At 66.8% G+C, this 20,484-nt stretch carries 11 protein-coding genes and 1 pseudogene; 5 read left to right on the forward strand and 7 right to left on the reverse strand.

The window, feature by feature from the left end:
• Positions 1-273: Clp protease N-terminal domain-containing protein (locus tag WH85_RS33450; protein ID WP_281179111.1), on the reverse strand; the 273-nt coding region annotated here is incomplete at its 3' end.
• Positions 274-482: 209 nt separating this feature from the next.
• On the opposite strand from WH85_RS33450, the gene WH85_RS33455 reads away from it, so the two are divergent.
• Positions 483-1,313 carry a hypothetical protein gene (locus tag WH85_RS33455; RefSeq protein WP_157411374.1) on the forward strand — a complete coding sequence of 277 codons (831 nt, stop codon included), beginning with the start codon at positions 483-485 and terminating at the stop codon, positions 1,311-1,313.
• A 19-nt stretch (positions 1,314-1,332) separates the two neighbouring features.
• Here WH85_RS33455 and WH85_RS33460 read toward each other — a convergent pair whose 3' ends face one another.
• The gene (locus WH85_RS33460) at positions 1,333-1,638 is read right to left on the reverse strand and encodes a hypothetical protein (RefSeq protein WP_063775569.1); all 306 of its coding nucleotides are present in this window, start codon (positions 1,636-1,638) and stop codon (positions 1,333-1,335) included.
• A 212-nt stretch (positions 1,639-1,850) separates the two neighbouring features.
• Between WH85_RS33460 and WH85_RS33465 the strand changes: the two genes are divergently transcribed.
• Entirely contained in the window at positions 1,851-2,051 is a 201-nt protein-coding gene (locus tag WH85_RS33465) for a hypothetical protein (protein WP_045746089.1), read from the forward strand.
• 111 nt (positions 2,052-2,162) lie between these two features.
• Here WH85_RS33465 and WH85_RS33470 read toward each other — a convergent pair whose 3' ends face one another.
• The 4 genes and pseudogenes from WH85_RS33470 to WH85_RS33480 form a co-directional block, all read right to left on the reverse strand.
• The gene (locus WH85_RS33470) at positions 2,163-2,954 is read right to left on the reverse strand and encodes an aminotransferase class IV (protein ID WP_045746090.1); all 792 of its coding nucleotides are present in this window, start codon (positions 2,952-2,954) and stop codon (positions 2,163-2,165) included.
• 429 nt (positions 2,955-3,383) lie between these two features.
• Positions 3,384-3,890 carry a hypothetical protein gene (locus WH85_RS53320; protein WP_245674203.1) on the reverse strand — a complete coding sequence of 169 codons (507 nt, stop codon included), beginning with the start codon at positions 3,888-3,890 and terminating at the stop codon, positions 3,384-3,386.
• A 390-nt stretch (positions 3,891-4,280) separates the two neighbouring features.
• A pseudogene (locus tag WH85_RS54205) lies at positions 4,281-4,517 on the reverse strand (transposase); the annotation flags it as partial.
• 297 nt (positions 4,518-4,814) lie between these two features.
• Complete coding sequence (locus WH85_RS33480; RefSeq protein ID WP_045746092.1) at positions 4,815-5,372, reverse strand: hypothetical protein; 558 nt, start codon at positions 5,370-5,372, stop codon at positions 4,815-4,817.
• Between the two features lie 629 nt (positions 5,373-6,001).
• Here WH85_RS33480 and WH85_RS33485 point away from each other — a divergent pair.
• The 3 genes from WH85_RS33485 to WH85_RS50910 are packed head-to-tail and all read left to right on the forward strand — an operon-like array spanning position 6,002 to position 19,502.
• Positions 6,002-12,292 (forward strand): carboxypeptidase regulatory-like domain-containing protein, encoded by a 6,291-nt coding sequence (locus tag WH85_RS33485; RefSeq protein WP_157411375.1) that lies wholly within the window; start codon positions 6,002-6,004, stop codon positions 12,290-12,292.
• Between the two features lie 29 nt (positions 12,293-12,321).
• Entirely contained in the window at positions 12,322-19,113 is a 6,792-nt protein-coding gene (locus tag WH85_RS33490; RefSeq protein WP_052720987.1) for a polymorphic toxin-type HINT domain-containing protein, read from the forward strand.
• A 2-nt stretch (positions 19,114-19,115) separates the two neighbouring features.
• The gene (locus tag WH85_RS50910) at positions 19,116-19,502 is read left to right on the forward strand and encodes a hypothetical protein (protein ID WP_157411376.1); all 387 of its coding nucleotides are present in this window, start codon (positions 19,116-19,118) and stop codon (positions 19,500-19,502) included.
• 296 nt (positions 19,503-19,798) lie between these two features.
• Here WH85_RS50910 and WH85_RS33495 read toward each other — a convergent pair whose 3' ends face one another.
• Entirely contained in the window at positions 19,799-20,455 is a 657-nt protein-coding gene (locus tag WH85_RS33495) for a TetR/AcrR family transcriptional regulator (protein ID WP_045746093.1), read from the reverse strand.
• Between the last annotated feature and the right edge of the window lie 29 nt (positions 20,456-20,484).

The following is a 20,484-nucleotide window of genomic DNA, read 5'->3' on the forward strand; positions in this document are numbered from 1 at the left end:
GGAGAGCTCCAGCACCTTCTTGGCGCGCGGCGTGAACGGGATGTGCCCGCTCGGCGCCTGCTGCCCCTGACCGATGATCTCCTCGACCTGCTGCCGGACGCTCTCCAGGGAGATGCCGAGGCTCTCCAGAGCCTTCGCAGCGACGCCCTCACCCTCGTGGATCAGACCGAGCAGGATGTGCTCTGTCCCGATGTAGTTGTGGTTGAGCATCCGGGCTTCTTCCTGAGCCAGGACGACAACACGGCGGGCACGGTCAGTGAACCGTTCGAACACGACACTCACGTCCTCGCTGCGGAGCCCCACGCCCCCCGACCAGGAAACGCACACGGACGTGCGGAAACGGACAGGTGTCGCGTGCGCTGAGTCGGAGCCTCTTGGCGTTGGCGCGGGAACCGCGTGGGGGATCCCGCAACGCTCGTGCAGGCGCGCTGCTCCCCGAGATTACAACGGATCCGGCCTAGGATGAGGCCGGGAGGAACACCATGAGCGGAGTCCGTGACCGGCAGGCTGTGCCGGACCGCGCTCGCAAGCGCGCGATCAGGGCCCTCGCGGCCGAGCTGGGCGTGGCCTATTCGGTCGCTGCGCGCCTGCTCACGGCCGAGAAGCCGGTATTGCCCGCCCCGCGGCGCCCGGCCTTTCCCATCGGCGAGGATGAGCACCGGGCGTGGATGTTCGCTGCGCGCGAACAACGCACGTTCCGGGCACGGGTCAGTGACACCCAGCTGGCGACGGGCCTCCCGCTGGGCCGTGCGGCCCACCTCACCCGGCGGTTCCCGCCGCTGCGGGCCACCGGTGGGATCGGTGCGCTCTATCACGGTGACGGCCGCGAGACGGTCCTCGCGATGCTGTACGCGACGGTCGTCCACGAGACGCCGAGTCTGCTCCCGCCCGCCGACGAGTTGGCCTGGGCCGCCGAGCTGGGGGAGGAGACCGCCGTCGACGTCACCTGCGCCGCGGTCGACCGGGCGGCCCGGCACCTGCTCGACGAGGAACGCTGGCGGCTGTGGCCGAGGATCGACGCGGCCCTGACCGCCGGGGAGTCCCGCCCGGACCGGCAGGTCCGCGACGCGGCGATCACTCTCGGCCGGGAACTGCGGTCGACGAGCCTGCGCGGCTCCCTCGACGGCGCCCGGCAGACCCTCGACGCGGTGCTGGTCGAGGTGTTCGAGGCGTTGCCGCCGGGCAGCCGGGTGCCGGCGGGGTCCGGTTCGGCGACGGTGGTCGGGGTGCGGTGGGGACAGGCCGGCCCGCCCACCGGCTATCAGGTCCGCGTCGACGGCGAGACGGCGACGACGGTCCTGCCCTACCCCTGATGGTCGGGTGACCGCGCTTTCATCTTCTACCGTCCGGGGCGTGGACGTTCGCGGCGGTGATGAGGCGCCAGCGCAGCGCCGTTCCCGCGGCCGGAGTCGTCGCTCCCGGCCGGTCCCGCAGCGACCGCGCCTCGAACGACTCGTGTTTCGGTGGGCGCAGCCGCTGCGCCTGATGGCCGCTCTCCAGAAGCAGCACACTGATCAGAACGGCGATCGAGGCGGCCGCCGTCCGCAGAACCCGGTGCGGGGAGCTCCGGCATCGGTGGGCCAGCACGAGTTGCAGGACCAGAACGAGGGCGCCGACGCCGAGGGCGGAGAAGTACACGGGTCAACCGTGCCGCCGGTGCCGCCCGGCCGATGCCACCGATGACGGATCGTCGACGGCGCCGGGCCGATTGTTGACGCCCCTGATACGCGCCCGGCTCCGACGGGGAACTGATCGATCAGGAACGGAGAAGCCGGACCGGGCTCCCCAGCCCTAGCGTGACCTCATCGCCCCACGAGCCGGGGAGAAACACGATGACGGGGAGAACGACAATGACGGGGAAGAACTGGATCCGGCAGAGCCACCGCTGGCTGTCGATCACTTTCACGGTGACCGTGGTCGCCACGGTCGTCGCCCTGACCCGTGAGGAGCCCGTCGTCTGGGTCTCCTACCTTCCCCTGCCGCCCCTGGCCCTGCTACTGGTGTCCGGCATGTACCTGTTCGCCCAGCCCTACCTGGCCCGTCGCCGCTGACCGGGCCCGGGCCGTCGAGCCGGCGTACGCCGCGGCGGCGGGCGGCCGGACAGGTGGACCCCGGGTCGGCGACCGTCCTCGGTGTCGGATCGGGCCGGTATGACCAGGGAGTCAGAGGTCGTCGAACGGGATCGACTCCCCGGCGTCCCGCAGCAGTGACACCAGTTTGTCGGTGGCGGGGAAGGGGACGCCGTCGATGCCGGCGACGGGCTGGGCCGGGCAGATCGAGTTGACGGTGGCCGCACCGGTCATCAGCGGCAACTCGACCGCGTCGACCGGGCGAATGCTCCACGGTGTCCCGTTCATGGTCAGCGCCAGCTGCAACAGCACCATGGTCACGCCCTTGAGCATCGGCGCCTCCGGCCAGATCACCCGGTCGCCGTCGTAGAACGCCACGTTCCAGGTGGTGCCCTCGCTGATCCGGTTGTCCGGGCCGACGAAGAGCGCGTCGTCGTAGCCGGCCAGGCGCGCGCGCCGAACGGCGTACATGGATCCCATCGTCGCCGCGTTCTTCTGAGCCGGCCAGTCCCGCTGATAGTGGTCGGTCCGGACGTGGAGAGGCCGGCCGGCGGTGTCGTCCACCGGATCGCTCACCGAGATCAGGACGTCCGGCGCCGCCCCGCGAGCGAGTGGCGCGACGAAACCGACCCGTACCGAGGCGTCGGTCTCGGTTCCGAGCGCGTGCCGGATGAGCCCGAGCAGCCGCTGCTCGTCGTCGATGCCCATCCGGTAGTCGAAGAACTCCTCGTTGCCGTCGGACAGCCGGGCCAGGTGCAGTGCCAGACCGCGGACCGCGCGGCCGCGTACCTGCATCGAGGTGTAGTGCCCGTAGTTCACGGTCGCCAGTCGCTGGATCTCGGCGACGTCCGACGGTACCCGCCCGTTCAACTCGATGTTCAGCACGCCGTTCAGCGTAGGCGGTGTCCGCGGCGGTGGAGATCATCAGCATCGCGTCGGGCCGGCTGGACACGTTTCGCGGTCAGCCTCCGTGTGGTGACAGGGCGCTGAGCACGCCCGTATTCACCACACGCCACGACGGGTGTGGTGATTTGCGGCGCTGAGCACGCCCGTATTCACCACGCTCCACGACGGGTGTGGTGATTTGGGGCGCTGAGCGCGCCCGTATTCACCACGCTCCACGACGGGTGTGGTGATTTGGGGCGCTCAGCACGCCCGTATTCACCACGCGGACGGGCTTCGCGCCCCCGGCCACGAGACGGCGTCTGGGCGCGGCCGCGACGCCGGTTCCCATGACGATCAGCCGGGCGGTGCCGTGGCGTGCCGCTCCCGGCCACGGGACCGGGCGCGACTCAGAACGGACCTCCTGCTGGATCACGCGGGCTGTACGGCGGTCGCCACCGCGCGGACCGCCGCTGCCGTCTCCGGCGTGTGCTCGGCGTGGCGGCGCAGGACGAACTGGTGCAGAGCCATCCATTCGGCGCTGGTCAGCGACCCGCACGCGAACGCGTCGTCGAGGTGGCCGCGAGCCTTGTCGAAGTCGGCGGCGGCCATCGCCCGGGATGCGGCGGCGTTCGCTGTCGCGCCGCTCTCCCGCCGAACCTGTGACCAGGCGGCGGCGTCCCGGTCCACCTCGGCCGGCATCCCGTTCGTGTCCAGCCACCCGGACAGCCACTGCCGGTCGGTGCCATCGGCGCCGGCCAACTCGGTGACGTACCGCAGTGCGCCACCGGCCTCGACCCGCTCGTAGCCCGGGCCGTGCTCGGCGAGCGCGAGCAGCAGTCGCGCCCGGCGGATCTTCACCAGCCGGCTGGTCAGGTCCGCTGTCAGCGACTCGTCCATGTCGGCCGGCCATTCCACGTGCTCTTCCCCCGCGATCATGACGGAGAGTATGCGCTTGTCCGGTCGGCTTCGGCGCGTGCCAGCCGTCCGGATGCGTCCAGGCTCACGTTTCACCACCATTATCGTGTACGGGGGTGCGCCGCCGCAGTCACCTTCCGTAGTGGTTGCCTGGATGGTGGTGCCGCCCAGCCCGGCTATTGGGCTGGTGCGGACGGTCGGATCAGTATCGAGTGCCGGGCTGACCTGCCGTAGGGGCAGGTCATGGAGCCACGACTGTACAGGGCAGGCCCTGCGTGGCCAGCCAGTTGCGGACCTGCGGGTACTGGCCGTAATCGCCGTCCATGACGATCCACCCGAACGGCGCGCCCGCGTCGGCCGCCTCGGTCGGCAACCCGATCGCTTGATCGAGTTTGCGGCGGACCCTGCCGTGGCCGGGATCCGGGCTCCACGGCAACGGCTGGCATGGCTGGTCCAGCGACTCGGCAGGTAGTGGCGGTGCCTGATGAACGCGTGACCGGCCGGGTCGGCGTAGGCGAGCATCACCGCGAACCGGCAATTCTCGATTTGATCGGTGGCGCCGCAGTGTCGCGGGGAGGCTCCGACGGACTTGTCTCCCTTCGAGAGGTTCCGGTTTCGGCGACCAGATCCTGTCAAACGATGGATCAACCCACATCAAGTCAGCTTCCTGCGCACGCGCATCGACCGAGAACCAGCCCGGCAGGCGACACCAGATTCGGGTCATCGAATATCACAGCCGTTTCCGGCGTGCCGTAGCGTCATCCCACCTGCGAGGTGCCATCGCGGTCGGCGAGATGGAAGCGTCAGAACTCCTATTCCTTTCGGGGCAGAGGCGCTTTCGGCCTTCGAGGGTGCCGTCGTTTCAGCATTTAGCGGTGAATCGGGCTCAGCGGGTCTAATGGATCTCCTGCTGAAGCGGTGTTTGGTTGCCGGTTCTGGCGCCGATCAGCTCAGTTCGAGGAATACCAGGATTGATAGATCGTCCTGATCGACTACCTCGCTGGTGGGTGGCGCCGTGATGTCGGCCGACACGCCGAAGTCCGAAAATGTGGTCACCACGCCGAGGTCGGGCCGGCCCACGTCGGCAAGAGCAATCTCCGAGAAACGGCCTTGCTCGTCAAGGTCGACGCTAACCGAATATTCTTTGGTGCTCGTCAGGCCGCTGTCGGCCTCATCGACGGTGTATGTGCCCGCGAATGAACGGTTGCCAACGGCGGTGGCGGCCGTGGCGTGGGTTGCCTGGTTGGCCAGGTTCCACGGAAAATTATCGTTGAAGATCGATGCGCCCTCGCGGAAAGGCGGTAGTGGGGAGCGGATCCAGCCTCCTGCAGCGAGGTGATCGGCCGAGGCCTGTGGCATCAGGACTGTGTGAAGTTTGTCGCCGGTGACGCGGATGTAGAGGTCCAATCCGACGCGGCGGACGACGTAGTCCTTGCCGTGGATCTCCCAATTTCCGGTCTGCGCGTTCACTATCCCGGTGAGGTCCAGTGGCTCGTAGTTCATCTTTCGGGAGAAGCGGGCGGACTCCGTACCCAGCCGCGCTTTCGCTGCAGTGAGAGCCTGAGCCGGGTCGGACGGGATCGGGGCGAGGGAAGGGAGTGTACGGGTTGCAAAAGCTCTGCCGCCTCCGTTCGTGGAGCAGCCAACTCCCGCCGCTACCATGAGTGCAGCCGCGCCCGTGGCCATCAATTGCCTGAATCGCATCCGCATCCTCTTCCGAGATTATGAAGGGCCGTCACTGTATCGGAAGGCTTGTATCGGCCGCGGGTGGATAACGCCGACGCGGCCCGAATCTTTGCCGCCAGATCTGGTGCATTGGATTCGGAAAACGGCATATCGTCCCAACTTTCCCTTGTCGGTGCGCATGAGTGTGAGTGGCAGTCGGCAGGGCCGCGCTGCGAGTGGGCTGGTGGTCGCCGGTTCGTGCTCCGGATGGCTCCGCTGGGGAGTGGCTTGTGCGCGCAGCGTGAAACTGCACTTTACATCGAAGATCTCACTCGTTTAGATTCATCGATCGACTGGCTGTTACGGGGACGCGCGGGGGATCGATGATGGCTGCTGTCCGGGGACGGGTTTCGCAGCGTTTGGCGGTGCTCTGCGCTGCAGGGCTGATAGGTGCAGGACTGCAGGTCGTGGGCCTTCCTGCGCCTGCCGTGGCGGCGCCGGTGGCGTGTGTCCGGGAGCAGGCGGACGAGGCGGCTGCCCAGCGGATGGTCGCGGTGTGCGGTCGTGCCGTGGAGATCCTGTCGGAGCGGACCGAGTATTCGCAGGTGTTCGCCAATACCGACGGGTCGCGGACACTCGAGCAGAGTGTCGAGCCGCAGCGGGCACGTGAGGGAACCTCATGGGTGCCGGTGGACACGACGTTGAAACGTACCTCGGCGGGGGTGGTGCCGAAGGCGGCCGTTCTGCCGATGGTCTTCTCCAACGGTGGGGACACCCTGGTGGGCCGGCTCGTTGACGGCGACCGGGAGTTGGCTCTGCGGTGGCCGACCGCGTTGCCGAAGCCGAAGCTCACGGGTGACACCGCGATCTACCCGAACGTCTTTGCGGGTGTTGATCTGCAGGTGACCGCTACGGCCACCGGGTTCTCCGAGGTGCTGGTGGTCCGGACCCGGAACGCGGCGGCGAACCCGGATCTGGCGTCGCTGACGTTCGGTCTGGACACCAAGGGCATCGCGGTTCGCAAGAGCGCCGCCGGTGGGCTGAGCGCTCATGACGCGGCCGGTGCGGAGGTTTTCGCGTCGCCGGCACCGTTGATGTGGGACTCGTCGAAGTCGACGGAGCGGCAGGAGGTCGCGGCGCCGCAGATGCCACCGCGGGATCTGAATCCGTCGGGGGAGGACACCCCGGGTGGCCGGGCCCGGCAGGCGGTGATGCCGGTCAAGGTCGACGCAGAGTCGGTCACCATCGCTCCGGATCAGGCGATGCTGGCGGATCCGCGGACCGAGTTCCCGGTGTACATCGACCCGATGGTGACTGGGACGATGTCGGGTGGGGCGTGGACGTCGGTGTGGAGTAAGTACCCGACGAAGTCGTTCTGGAAGAACACGACGGCGTTGACCGACGCGTCCTACACCGGTGCTGCGGGTGTCGGCCGGACCGCGGACTGTGTGGGGTGTGCGGACCACATCATCCGGTCGTTCTTCCGGATGGACCTGACCAAGGTGAAGGGTGCGGTCAGCAAGGCTGAGTTCGCCATCGAACAGCGTTGGTCGTGGACGTGTAATCCGAAGAGCAACGCCCGGGTGTGGCGGATGGGTACCGGCATCTCGTCCGCGACGACCTGGAACAACCCACCCACGGGCTGGGGCAAGTACGCGACGGCGCTGGCCGACCGTAAGTACGGTGCGGTGCACGGGTGCCTGGGCGTCGGCGCCGTCGAGTTCGACGTGACGAAGATGGTCAGTGACGCGGACAGCACCGTCACGTTCGGCATGAAGGCGATCGACGAGTCGACGAAGAATCAGTGGAAGCGGTACAAGCCGTCGACGGCGCGCCTGAACGTCACGTACAACAGCAGGCCGTCCGCGCTCACCGAGCAGAAGACGAACGGACTCGACAACTGCAAGACCGGTACCAGCCGCCCCTACGTGACGAAGACGACCGGAGTCACGGTGTCGGGCAAGCAGGCCGACGTCGACAAGGAAGCCGAACTCACGACGGTCTTCTCCTACTGGAACACCGCCACCCCCGCCAGTAAGAGCACGGTGACGAAGGCGGGCGGGAACGGTGTGGCAGTGACCGCTACTCTGCCGACGCTCGTCGACGGGGCCACCTACGGCTGGAACGCGACCACCAGAGATCGCGCCTCCGCCACCGCGGCCGACGTCATGACGGCTGGGTCGGAGAAGACCTGCGAGTTCACCGTGGATGCCACCCCGCCGCCGGCACCTGGCGGGTTGAGCTCGGAGGATTATTCATCGACGAAGCCGAGCGGCGGGGTCGGTTATCTCGGCACGTTCGCGATCGCCGCTCCGGTGCTGCCCGGTCTCACCGCGGCCCAGGCCCTCGCCCGGAAGAAGGACATCGCGTCCTACGCGTGGACCCTCGACGGCGGCGTGAAGACGGATGCTGGGACGGTCCCGGTCAACGCCACCGATTTCACCGGATCGATCAAGCTGACCCCCAAGACCGACGGCATCAAGACACTCCGGGTCTGGTCGAAGGACCGGGCCGGCCACGTGTCGGCGCAGGTCACCTATACGTTCACCGTGCTGAACGGCTCCGGGCCGGCCGCCGCCTGGGACTTCGACGACGCGGAGAACACCGCGACCGCGGCCGACACCACCGGCCATGGCAACACCCTGACCCTGACCGGCGGCACCCGGGTCGCGGGCCGCGGCAATGACGGCAACGCCCTGGCGTTCAACGGCACCTCCGCGCGGTCGGCGACCACCAGCGGGCCGATCACCTTCCCGAACATCAGTACCGGCGCCGCGGTCACCGTCCTCACCACCGCGAGCTTCACCGTGACCGCCCGGGTCAAGCTCGCCACGACCACCGGTGTCACCGGGCAGCAGATCGCGGTCGCGGCCAATGGCAGCCTGGCCTCGGCCTTCACACTCGGCTATGACGGTCCGGCCAACAAGTGGCGGTTCACCATCGCCGGCACCGACGTGGCGGGCCCCCCGCTCTATTCGGCGTACTCCAACGTGGCACCGACCGCCGGCAAGTGGACTCATCTGGCCGGTACCTACGACGCCTCCACTAAGAAACTCACGTTGTACGTCGACGGGGCCGCACAGACCACGACCGCGACACTGACAGGTGGATTCAACGCCACCGGCCCGGTCGTACTCGGTAAGCGCATGTGGAATGGCTCGGGCGACGGATATCTCAACGGCCTGCTCGACGACGTGCACATCCACAGCACCGTCGCGGCTACCGAGGCGATCGTCGCCGAGGCGGCGCCGCTGCAGCCGGGGATCAGCCTTCTCAACGGAGCCGAAGTGTCCGCCAACAGCACTATGACGGTCACCTTCGACGCGGGCGGCGACACCAATGTCACCAAGTTCCGGTACAGCGTGGGCGACGACGGCCTTGCCGAGACCGCTACTCCTGCCGCCACCGGCGGGACCGCGACGGCCACCATCGAGGTGGGAACCCTTCGCGGTGACCGGGTTCTGTACTTCGCGGCCGAAGACGCCATCCGCCGCGGTCCGCTGGACCAGCGGACGTTCGTGGTCGTCGCGCCGGCCAGCCTGCACGGCTGGGTCACCGACGAGGGTGGCAAGTTCATCGAGAACGCCGTGGTCGTGATGACACCGAGCACCGGCGGCGCGGCCGCCTACACCACAGAGACCGACGCTACCGGTGCCTATGACTTCCCTGAAGTGGTGACCGGCAACTACATCGTCCGGGCCACTGCCGCTGGGCGGTGCGGCTCGGCGGGCAGCCAGCCGAAACTGGTCGATAAGACCGGCGCCGACCTGAAGATCGTTCTGTACCGGATCAAGGACGCCGCCGGCTACCTGTGCACGGTGCGTACCGCGACGTTCGCCACCGGCACCACGGTGCTGGCGTTGACCGGCGACGACGCGTCCACCAAGGTGACCCTGCCGTTCAGCTTCCCCTTCTACGGCAACGCCTTCCAGGACCTGTGCGTCGATACCAACGGCCTGATCGTCTTCAGCGCCACCACCTGTGTGTCCTACCCGAACACCGGTAATCGGCAGCTGGGCTCGGCGGACGCGCCGAACGGCGGGTTGATCGCGCCGTTCTGGGACGATCTGGTGGTCGACGCGTCGGCGAGCGTGCGGACTGCCGTCAGCGGGACCGGTGCCACCCAGCAGGTGCTGATCGAGTGGAACAACGTGCACCGCAAGGGCGACACCAACCAGCGGCTCAGCTTCTCGGTGGCCATCGGCGCGGACGGCGCGATGACCACCAACTACTCGGGGCTCGACAACGCCGCCGAACAAGGCGACCATGCGCTGGTTGGAACCGAGTCGCCGGTCGGTGACGTCGGGTTCTCCTATTCCGCCGGTGACCCTGTGCTGGCCAACGGCACCGCGGTCGTGATCGCCGACGAGAACACCACCGCGTTCGACGTCCACGACCTGACCGGCAAGGTCACCAGTGCGACCGGTGCGGCGGTGGCTGGGGCAACCGTGACGGTGAACCCGGGCGGCCTGAGCACGACCAGCACCGCCGACGGGTCGTACACGTTCTACGGTTTGATCGCCGACAGCTACACCGTCACCACCTCGCAGGGTGGCCGCTGCGCGACGAAGGCGGAAGCGGTCGTCGACCTGGCCGCCGATGTCGTGCAGAACCTCCAGTACGGTGCCGACTACGGGCTGATGGGCTACGCCTGCTCCGTCGGTGCCTCCGGGTACGTGGCAGCCGACACCGTCACCGGGCTGACCGGTGACGACGTCGAGACCAGCGTCTCCCTGCCGTTCTCGATGCCGTTCTACGGACGGTCGCACACCTACGCGACGGTCTCCACCAACGGATGGGTGGGTGTCGGCGGTGGCTACCTGACCCCGCTCTGGAGTGACCTGCACATCGACGACCAGGCAAGTGTGCTCACCGCGTCACGGGGTACCGCACCGAACCGGTCGTTCGTGATCGAATGGCGCAACGCCCAGTTCGTCGGCACCACCGACCGGACCACGTTCCAGGCAGTGCTGCACGAGGACGGCCGGGTCGCCTACCACTACGGGGCGATGACCAGTGACGTGCAGAAGGGCAGCACCTCCACGGTCGGCATGGTGGCGATCTCCTTCCGCACCACGTCCTACTACTCCGAGTGGGAACCGGCGCTGACCGCCAACAGCTCGATCACCTACACCCCAGCGGCCTCCGGTGTCATCACCGGCGTGCTCACCGAGGCGGTCACCACCGAGCCGATCGCCGGCCGAACGATCACCCTCAACCCCGGCGGGCAGACCACCACCACCGCGCCGGACGGCACCTACCAGTTCACCGGCATCACGCCCGGCGCCTACTACGTGTTCGCCTCCGCCGTCAACGCCGGTTGCCTCGGCCAGTACGCGACCGCCGAGGTCTACAAGTCCCGGGCCGACGCGAAGACCGACCTGTCGATCAACAACGATGCCGACCCCTACTACACCTGCACCGTCACCGCACAGACGTTCACCGACGCTGACACCGTGCAGGCCGGGTGGACCGGCGACGACGCGGCCTGGCAGACGACCGCGCCGTTCCCGATCTCGGTGTACGGCGAGTCCACCACCACTCCCTGGATCAGCAGCAACGGCTTCCTTACTGTCGGCCCGGAAGGTGCGACCAGCTCGGACGCGACCGCGATCCCGGCCGAAGCCGAGGACGGCACCCCGAACGCCGCGCTCTATCCGTTCTGGCACGACTGGGTTGTCGACTCCTCCGCGGCCATCGCCACCAAGACCAGTGGCACCGCACCGAACCGGCAATGGATCGTCGAATGGCGCAACGTGGCGTCGTACGGCAACGACGAGGTCCGTACCTCCTTCGAAATCATCTTCAGCGAGAGCGGAACCGCCACCTTCGCCTACGCCGGCATCGACGACAACCCGGTCGAGCGCGGCGCCGAAGGCACCGTCGGTGTCGAGAACCCCGGCGGGACGACCGCCTTCCAGTACCTGTTCAGTGCCGATCTGCTTGACAACGGACTCGGCGTGAAATTCACCCCGAAGATCACTGAGGCGGGGTACGTCAACGGCACGATCACCTGCGCCGGCCAGCCGGTCGACGGCGCTGTCGTATCGGTCGGCGGGCAGAGCCTGACGACCTCCTCCGACGGTGGCTACTTCATCGGCGACGTTCCCGCGAAGACCCAGACACTGCTCGTCACTGTGCCCTCCGGCGAATGTGCAGGAACAGTGACCAGGACGGTGTTGATCGGTGAGCCGATGGCGGCTGTCGACATCACCCTCCAGGCGACCGCCCAGGGAACCGGCTACACGCTGACCGAGACCGACACCGCCTATACCGCGCTCGGCGCCGATTCCGTCCTGACCGGCGGATACAACACTTCGAGCACGGTGGAACTGCCGTTCGCGGTGCAGGCCTACGGGCAGAGCTACAACAGCATGGCAGTCGGCACCGGGGGCACGCTCGACTTCGCCGGGGCCGCGCTGCTGCCGTTCCGCGGTGACTGGGAGGCCGACAGCCAGTCCAGTATCCGCACCGCGGTTCGCGGCACTGCACCGAACCGGCAGTACGTGGTGGAGTGGCGCGACGTGCGGCACCACACCGACACGAACAGCAGGGTCACCTTCCAGGCGATCCTCGACGAGGCGGGCGGGTTCACCTACGTCTACCCGGACACCGACGCGTCGTACCTCCGCAGTGGAGGCGTCTCCACCATCGGCCTTCGCACCGCGGACGGCAGCGCGGCACTGATCTACGCCGACCGGCTCGCCGTCCTGAGACCCGGTGTCTCCCTCCGCATAGACCCCACCGACAACGCATGAACCGGCACCCCGAACCATCGGAGCATCAGATGAGCTCGTCGAAGGCCGCCGGCCGGCGGCTGCTGTCCAAACCACGTATGGCAATCGCCGCGAGTCTCGCGGTCACCCTGGTCCTCGGTCTGGGGCATGCCCCGGCCATGGCGTATAAGCCGGATCCGTACAAGGCGGAATCGTCCACCCCGGTGCCCGAGGTGGCGGTGAAGGCCGCGAAGATCGCCCCTGCGCCGAAGCTCGCCGAGCCCCCGCCGGCGTCGGCCAGGCCCGCACCGGTCTGGCCGAAGGCCGCAGATGAGATAGTCACGGTGGACGGCCAGCAGGCGACGTCTCTTCCGGTGCGTGTGGAATCGTCGGCGAAGAGGCAGGCCGCGCCGTCGAAGGTCCAGGTCGAGGTGCTGGATCGCGAGATTACCGAGCAGACGGGTGTCCGCGGGGTCCTGATGCGGCTGGGACGGGCCGACGGCCTCACCGGCAGCGGCACGACCAAGATGACCCTCGACTACAGGTCGTTTGCCACCGCGTACGGCGCGGACTGGTCCAGCCGGTTGCGTCTGGTGTCGATGCCGGAGTGCGCGCTGACGACGCCGGACAAGGATGGGTGTGAGAGCACCGCACTGGCCACCGACAACGATGTGGCGGCGCAGACCCTATCGGCGGAAGTCACCGTTGACGCCGCATCGACCCTGGTGGCAGCGACTGCGGCGACCTCAGGCCCGGCTGGCGACTACTCGGCGACGACGTTGACCTCGGCGTCGACCTGGTCGGCAGGCGGCAACTCCGGCGATTTCGCCTGGAACTATCCGATGACCGTGCCCCCGTCGCTCGGTGGGCCGGCACCCAGTCTGCAACTGGCGTACTCGTCACAGTCGGTTGACGGGCGGCACGCCGCCTCGAACAACCAGCCCTCTCGGGTCGGTGAGGGATTCGAGGAGCCCGCGGGTGGTTACATCGAACGGCGCTACATCGGCTGTTCCGACGACCGGAACGGGTCGGCGAACAACGACGAGAAGACCGGCGACCTGTGCTGGGAGACCGACAACGCCACCCTGTCGCTCGCGGGTCACTCCGGTGAGCTGATCTACAACGCCACCGAGGCCCGCTGGCATCTGCGGAGCGACGACGGCACCCGGATCGAACGCAAGACCGGCAGCGCCGCCACCAACGGTGACAACAACGGCGAGTACTGGGTGGTCACGACCACCGACGGCGTTCAGTACTGGTTCGGTGTCAACCGGCTTCCCGGCTGGACCAGCAGCAAATCCGTGACCAATTCGGTCCTGACCGTGCCGGTGTTCGGCAACGACCCCGGCGAGCCCTGCAACGCCACCGCCTTCATCGACTCCGACTGTATGCAGGCGTGGCGCTGGAACCTCGACTATGTCGTCGACACGCTCGGCAACTCGATGTCGTACTGGTACCAGAAGAGCACCAACAAGTACGCCCGCAACATGGACGAGTCCGACGCCGCCTCCTACGACCGGGAAGCCGTTCTGGACCGGATCGACTATGGCACTCGTCGCAGCGGTGGTATCGACTCGGTGCACGGGACGCTCGCGCCGATGAGGGTCGACTTCACCTACGAAGACCGCTGCCTGAGCGAGTGCGACAAACACAACGCGACCCGATGGCCGGATGTGCCGTGGGACTCCGAGTGCACCGGTGACACCTGCAAGGACCAGTTCGCACCGTCATTCTGGTCGACCAAGCGGCTGGCCACGGTCACCACTCAGGTCCGCGACGGCACCACCTATCGGGACGTCGACCGGTGGACACTGACCCACACGTTCCCAGATCCGGGCGACGGCACCCGGGCGGGTCTCTGGTTGTCGAAGATCTCGCACGCTGGCCTGGTCGGTGGCACCGCCACCCTCCCGGATGTGGAGTTCACGCCGGTCCAGAAAGCGAACCGGGTGGACATCACCGGTGACTTCGCCACCGCGATGAACTGGATGCGGATCGCGCGGATCCGTACCGAGACCGGTGCGACGGTCAGCGTCGTCTACTCCGAGCAGGACTGCACCGCGGGTGCGACCCCAGCACCGGCAACCAACACCAGTCGTTGCTATCCGGTCAAGTGGGTGCCTGAGGGTTACGAGGATCCGGTCACCGACTGGTTCAACAAGTACGTCGTCACCACCATCTACGAGCAGGACAACACCGGGGGTGTGCCGCCGCTGGGCAGCCCGCAGAAGACGTACCAGTACACGTACTACGACGGTGCGGCCTGGCACTACACCGATGACGACGGTCTGACCAAGAAGAAATACAAGACCTGGTCGGACTATCGGGGCTACGGCAGGGTCGGTGTGACCGTCGGCGACGCCGGTGAGTCGGTGTACTCCGAGACCCGCTACTTCCGTGGCATCAAGGGCGATCGGCTCAACGCCGACGGCGGCGTGAAACCCGGCGATGTCGACGGGATCGCCGACGAGGACTGGTTCGCCGGTCAGGTCCGGCAGTCGACGACCTTCCTCAACGGGCCGGGCAGCGCCGTCGTCTCCAAGACGCTGAACACCCCGTGGGCCTCGGATCCGACCGCCAGCCGCACGATCAACGGTGACACCGTGACCGCCCGTTTCACCGGCGTGTCCACGATCACGAACCACGTCACTCTCGACAACGGCCGCGGTGAGCGGGTGACCAAGACGGTCAACACGTTCGACGAGTACGGCATGGTGACGAAGGTCGACGACCTCGGCCAGGACGGTGTCTCCGGTGACGAGCAGTGCACCGTGACCACCTACACCCCGCGCAACACCAGCGCGTGGATCCTTGACCACGCGCACAGCGTGAGGAAGTACGCGGTCGCCTGCGGCGCCACGACCGGCACCCTCGCCGAGGCCCAGGTGATCGGGGAGACCCGTACCACCTTCGACGCTCTGGCCTACGGCACCGCCCCGACCAAGGGTCTGCCGACCCTGGCCCAGGAGATGTCCGCCTGGAATAACGGGAACCCCACCTTCGTCACGATCGGCAAGACCGCCTACGACGCCCACGGCCGGCTCACGACGGCCACCGACGCGAACGGCTATGCCATCACCACGGCATACACGCCCGCGACCGACGGACCGCTCACGTCGATCACGACCACGAACTACCTCGAACACACCACGACCGCGACGATCGACCCGGTGTGGGGCGTGCCGACGGCCACCGTCGACGCGAACGGCAAGCGAACCGACAGCGAGTACGACCCGCTTGGGCGTCTGACCAGCGTGTGGATGCCCGGCCGCGTCAAAGGCACCGACACCCCGAACGTCAAGTACACCTATGCCCTCAACACTGGTGCGCCGTCAGTGGTCTCGACCTCGGCGCTCAACGCGGCCGGGGACTACGTCACCTCGTACACCCTCTACGACGGTCTTCTCCGTCCCCGGCAGACCCAGTCGCCGTCGTCGTCGGGTGGACGGATCATCAGCGAGTCCTTCTACGACAGTGTCGGCCGGGAGCATTTGACGTACGGCGCCTATCACGCCAGCGGCAACCCCGGCACAACGCTGCTTGCCACCACCGACTCGGCGACCGTGCCGACGCAGACCCGGACTCGCTATGACGGTGCCGGCCGGGCCGTCGCGAGCATCTTCGAGCCCTATGGTGTCGCACGGTGGCAGACCACCACCGCCTACGCCGGCGACCGTACCGACACGACCCCGCCGTCCGGAGGCACCGCGACGTCCGTGGTGACGGATGCCCGCGGCCGTGCGACCGAGCTGCGCGAATACCTCGGCGCCACACCCACGCCGTTCACCGCGAACAGCTGGGTCAGCACCGAGTACAAGTACGACGCCCGGGGCTACCAGACCCAGCTCGTCGACCACCTGGACAACGACTGGAGCTACACCTACGACCTCCGCGGACGTCAGACGCAGGTCGACGACCCGGACCGGGGGAAGACCACCTTCACGTACGACAACCTGGGCAACATTCTCACGTCGACTGACGCGCGTGGTGAGAAGATCGCGTACGCCTATGACGCGCTCAACCGTAAGACCGAGGTCTATGACGACCAGATCGGTGGTGTCATCCGGGCCCAGTGGACCTATGACACCATCGCCAAGGGGCAGTTGTCGGAGTCGACCCGGTACGTCGGTTCGGCCCTGTATCAGGTCAAGATCCACGACTACAACGACAGCTACCAGCCCGGCAACACCGAGATCGTCATCCCGACGACCGAGACCGGTCTGACCGGGAACTATCACTACAACACCACGTACAACCTCGACGGCTCCGTCCGCTCCAGCAGCCTCCCGGAGACCAACACCGGCCTGTCCGCGGAACGACTGACCTACGCCTACAACGCGTTCGGCCAGCCGACGACCGTCGACAGCCTGTACGGCTCCACCAACCAGGCTTACGTCACCGGTACCGACTACAACGCCCTCGGCCAACTCGACCAGGTCAAGCTGTACACCGGAACCGGGGATGGCGGCCGCGTCTACACCAAGTACACACGGGAGCTGGAGACCGGGCGGCTCACCAACATCCGTACCGACCGTGACTCGGTCGCTCCCTACATCCTGACCGACACCACGTACCAGTACGACGACGCGGGCAACATCATCAAGGTTGCCGATGCAGCCCCCGAAACCGTCGACGACACCCAGTGCTTCACCTACGACCAGCTGGCCCGGTTGACTCAGGCGTGGACTCCGGCCTCCGGTGACTGCAACGCCACACCGGCGGCCTCGGCACTGGGTGGTCCGGCGCCGTACTGGCTCAGCTGGACCGTCGACGCGATCGGCAACCGCACCAGCGAAACCGTCCACACCAGCTCCGGGAACGCCACCACCGGATACACCTACCCGCCGTCCGGGGCCAACAGCGTGCGCCCGCACGCCTTGACCAGCACCACCGGCGCGAAGGCCGGCAGCTACACCTACGACGCCGCCGGCAACACCCTCACACGGCCCACGGCCAGTTCCGGCACCCAGACTCTGACCTGGGACCCGGAAGGCCACGTCGACAGCGTCACCGACAGCACCGGCACCACCCGCTACATCTACGACGCCTCCGGCAACCGCCTCGTCCAGCGTGACCCCACCGGGCGGACCCTCTACCTGCCCGGGCAGGAGATCCGCTACAACAACAGCACCGCCACAACCAGCTGCACCCGGTACTACAGCCATGCCGGCGCCACCATCGGCTCCCGTACCAGCAGCGGCCTGACCTGGCTGTCACCCGACCACCAGGGCACCGCCAGCATCGCCGTCAACGCCGCAAACCAGCAGGCGACCACGCGGCGGCAGACGCCGTACGGAACGCCCCGTGGCGCCACCGTCGGTGCCTGGCCCAACAACCGCGGCTACCTCGGCGGTACCACCGACAACACCGGCCTGACCCACCTCGGGGCCCGTGAGTACGACCCGGCCATCGGCCGGTTCATCTCCGTGGACCCCCTGCACGTCATCGGTCAGCCGCAGCAGTGGAACGGGTACGCCTACACCGAGAACAGCCCTGTCACCTACAGCGACCCCAGCGGCCTCGGCAGAACACCCTGGGACGACCAGAACAACGAGCCCCGCGGTGATGGCAGCCCCAACACGGGCAGAGGTCACGACGGTGACGGCGGCGACGGCGGTTCCGACGGCGACGGCGGTGGCGACGGAGGGGTGGACGTCACCGACAATGGCGATGGCTCTGTCAACGTCGGAGGCGTAACGGTAAGCCCCGATCAGGTCTACGACTTCGAGGCGTTCAAGAAGAAAGTCAATATCGCCTACTACTCGTACCTCAACGACTGGGGAAACGAGTGGAAGGCCATGGACGCCGACACCAAGCTACTCTGGACGATGTACCACGCCTGCAATACTGAGGGATCAGTGTGCTCGTCGATCTATGCCGCGCAGATCAGGGACACACTGCACTCCAGGGTCAAGTACAATTCCGGCTGTACTGGCGAGTGTCTGGCGCGACACGAGTACATGACTGCCTCAGCCAATGCGATGCTCGATCAGTACGTCTCAGGTTCGGGTTCTGTGCGAGCCCTGAAAGTCTCGCGATCAGCGACGATTGTCGGCGCTTCACAACTTAAGTCGATGGCCAGAGGCGAGCGCATCGCCTGTGTCGGAAACAGCTTCACCGCTGATACCGAGGTCCTGATGGCGGACGGCAGCACCAAGGAGATCGCCGATGTACGCATCGGCGACCTAGTTCTCGCCACCGATCCGGAAACCGGCGAGAGCCGTGCGGAAAAAGTCGCCGCCCTCATCATTGGCAGCGGTTCTAAAAACCTAGTTACGATCACCGTCGATGATGTCGAAGGATCTGATTCTTCCGAGGTCACATCGACCGACAAGCACCCATTCTGGGTTCCTGGGATGAACGAATGGGTCGCCGCCACCGATCTGCATGTCGGCCAGTTGCTGCGGACCGGTGCTGGCACGCGGGTGCAGATCACGGCGATCGAACGCTGGGTGAAACCGCAAGTCACCGTACACAACCTCACCGTCGACGACCTTCATACGTACTATGTGCTCGCTGGCGATACGCCCGTACTTGTTCATAACTGCGGAGTTACACTTCTCGGTAAATATCGCGGTACTCGTCCTGGGGACCCCAACGCGCTCAAGAATTTCATGGACGATCCGGACTTCAATGTCCTTGAGGTTCCGGCGAAGGGCACGGGGCGTTGGCGCTGGAACAAGAATAAACGGTTTATCGACGATGCCATCGAGCGAGGTGATGAGATCAGACTCATGCAGGATCCTGCCGACTTTCAGTATGACGGCGGGATTTACAAGAAGGAACTTCAGTACTTGCAGGGGCTCGGATATTCTTGGGAGTCGCGCGGGGCGTACTGGGTAGCCAAAAAAAGGGGTAAGTAAATATGAATGATAATCGACTCGGTTATTTCTCCACGGATGCTGTGGACGCGTTGGATTTCCTCGGGAACGACTTTGGTTTTGAGGGGCCACAAACGCCAGAATCAGGATATGTTGGATTCGCGTCGGGTCGTTGGGCGATTTGGGCGGTGCTGGAAGAGCGCAACAAGACTGTAGACACGTTTGTCAACTATGACATGGGCGAGAGGGTCCTGAGTGCGTCGGTCTGGGGACTGGTACGAAAGGCAAAGTTAAAAGGAGCCGGTCAACCCCAAAGCAGTGCGATAACGCGGTTGGGAATGCAGAAATCGCTGACTGCGCAGGCGCGCGCACTCCGTATCGTGCTGCCGCTGCTCTTCGCAGAAGGGGGTGCCGGCCTGATGGAGCGGTGAGTGACCGATCTGATGGCAGGGCACTTGCGTTCTCGTGCGTCACCTCGCACGGCTGCTGTCCACGTGACGCCGTGCTCGGGGAGTCCCTCGGGAAACGCGGGCCGTGACCTGCTCTTATCAAGCAACTCTGATCCGCGTCTGGTTCCGCAAGCAAGAGGAGGTCACATTGCTGGGTGCCGGGTTCGGGATCTCCCGAGCAACCGCCTAACGCTACCTCGACGAGGAGCCGTGGCCATGGTTCCGGATTTACGTCGCCCTGACGGCCGGCGAGGAGAATTTGGGCTGCCGGCGGCCGATCACTCGGCTTGCTCTAGGCGCTTTTCCAGGCCGGCGATGACGATGTCCAGGTCGAAGGCGAGCTGGGTACGCGTGCCGGACAGTTGATCGCCGGTGAGCAGGTGCATGTATGCCCCCGGCTCCTCCGCCAGCACCGTGCGCATCGCCTGGACCTGCGGGTGGACGCCGCCGTGCCCGGCGGTGAGGATCGCGTCGCGGGCCGACGTGTAGACGATCTGCGTGACCAGGGTGACGGCGCGGGCCGCGTCGTCGGGGCTGAAACCGGCGCCGACCAGGGTGGACAGGATGCGCTCGCCGGTCTCGAGGGGCTGCAGTCCGGCGGTGAGCGGCATCCGCACGTACTCGAAAAGGGCCCCCATGCCCGCCATGCCGTCGTGGATGGTGGTGGCGAAGTCGCGCAGCGACCGCCGCCAGTCGCCGGGCGGTGCTGCCGGTGGTGTGCCGACCTGGGTGGAGAGCACGTCGAGGGCGACCAGTTCGAGCAGGCCCTCCCGGTCGCTGACGTGATAGTTGAGGGTTTTGCGGTCGACGCCGAGCTCCTCGGCGACGGCCTGCATGGTGAGGGTCTCCGGGTTCATGGTGCGGGCGGCGGCGACGATGCGGGCCCGGTCGACGCGGGCGGGTCGGCCGCGGCGGGGGCGTCTCGGTTCCGGCACGATGACAATCTTATTTCCCGGAGGGGAAA

It is taken from the genome of Actinoplanes rectilineatus, from assembly GCF_000962825.1.
GTDB classification, from domain to species: Bacteria; Actinomycetota; Actinomycetes; order Mycobacteriales; family Micromonosporaceae; genus Actinoplanes; species Actinoplanes rectilineatus.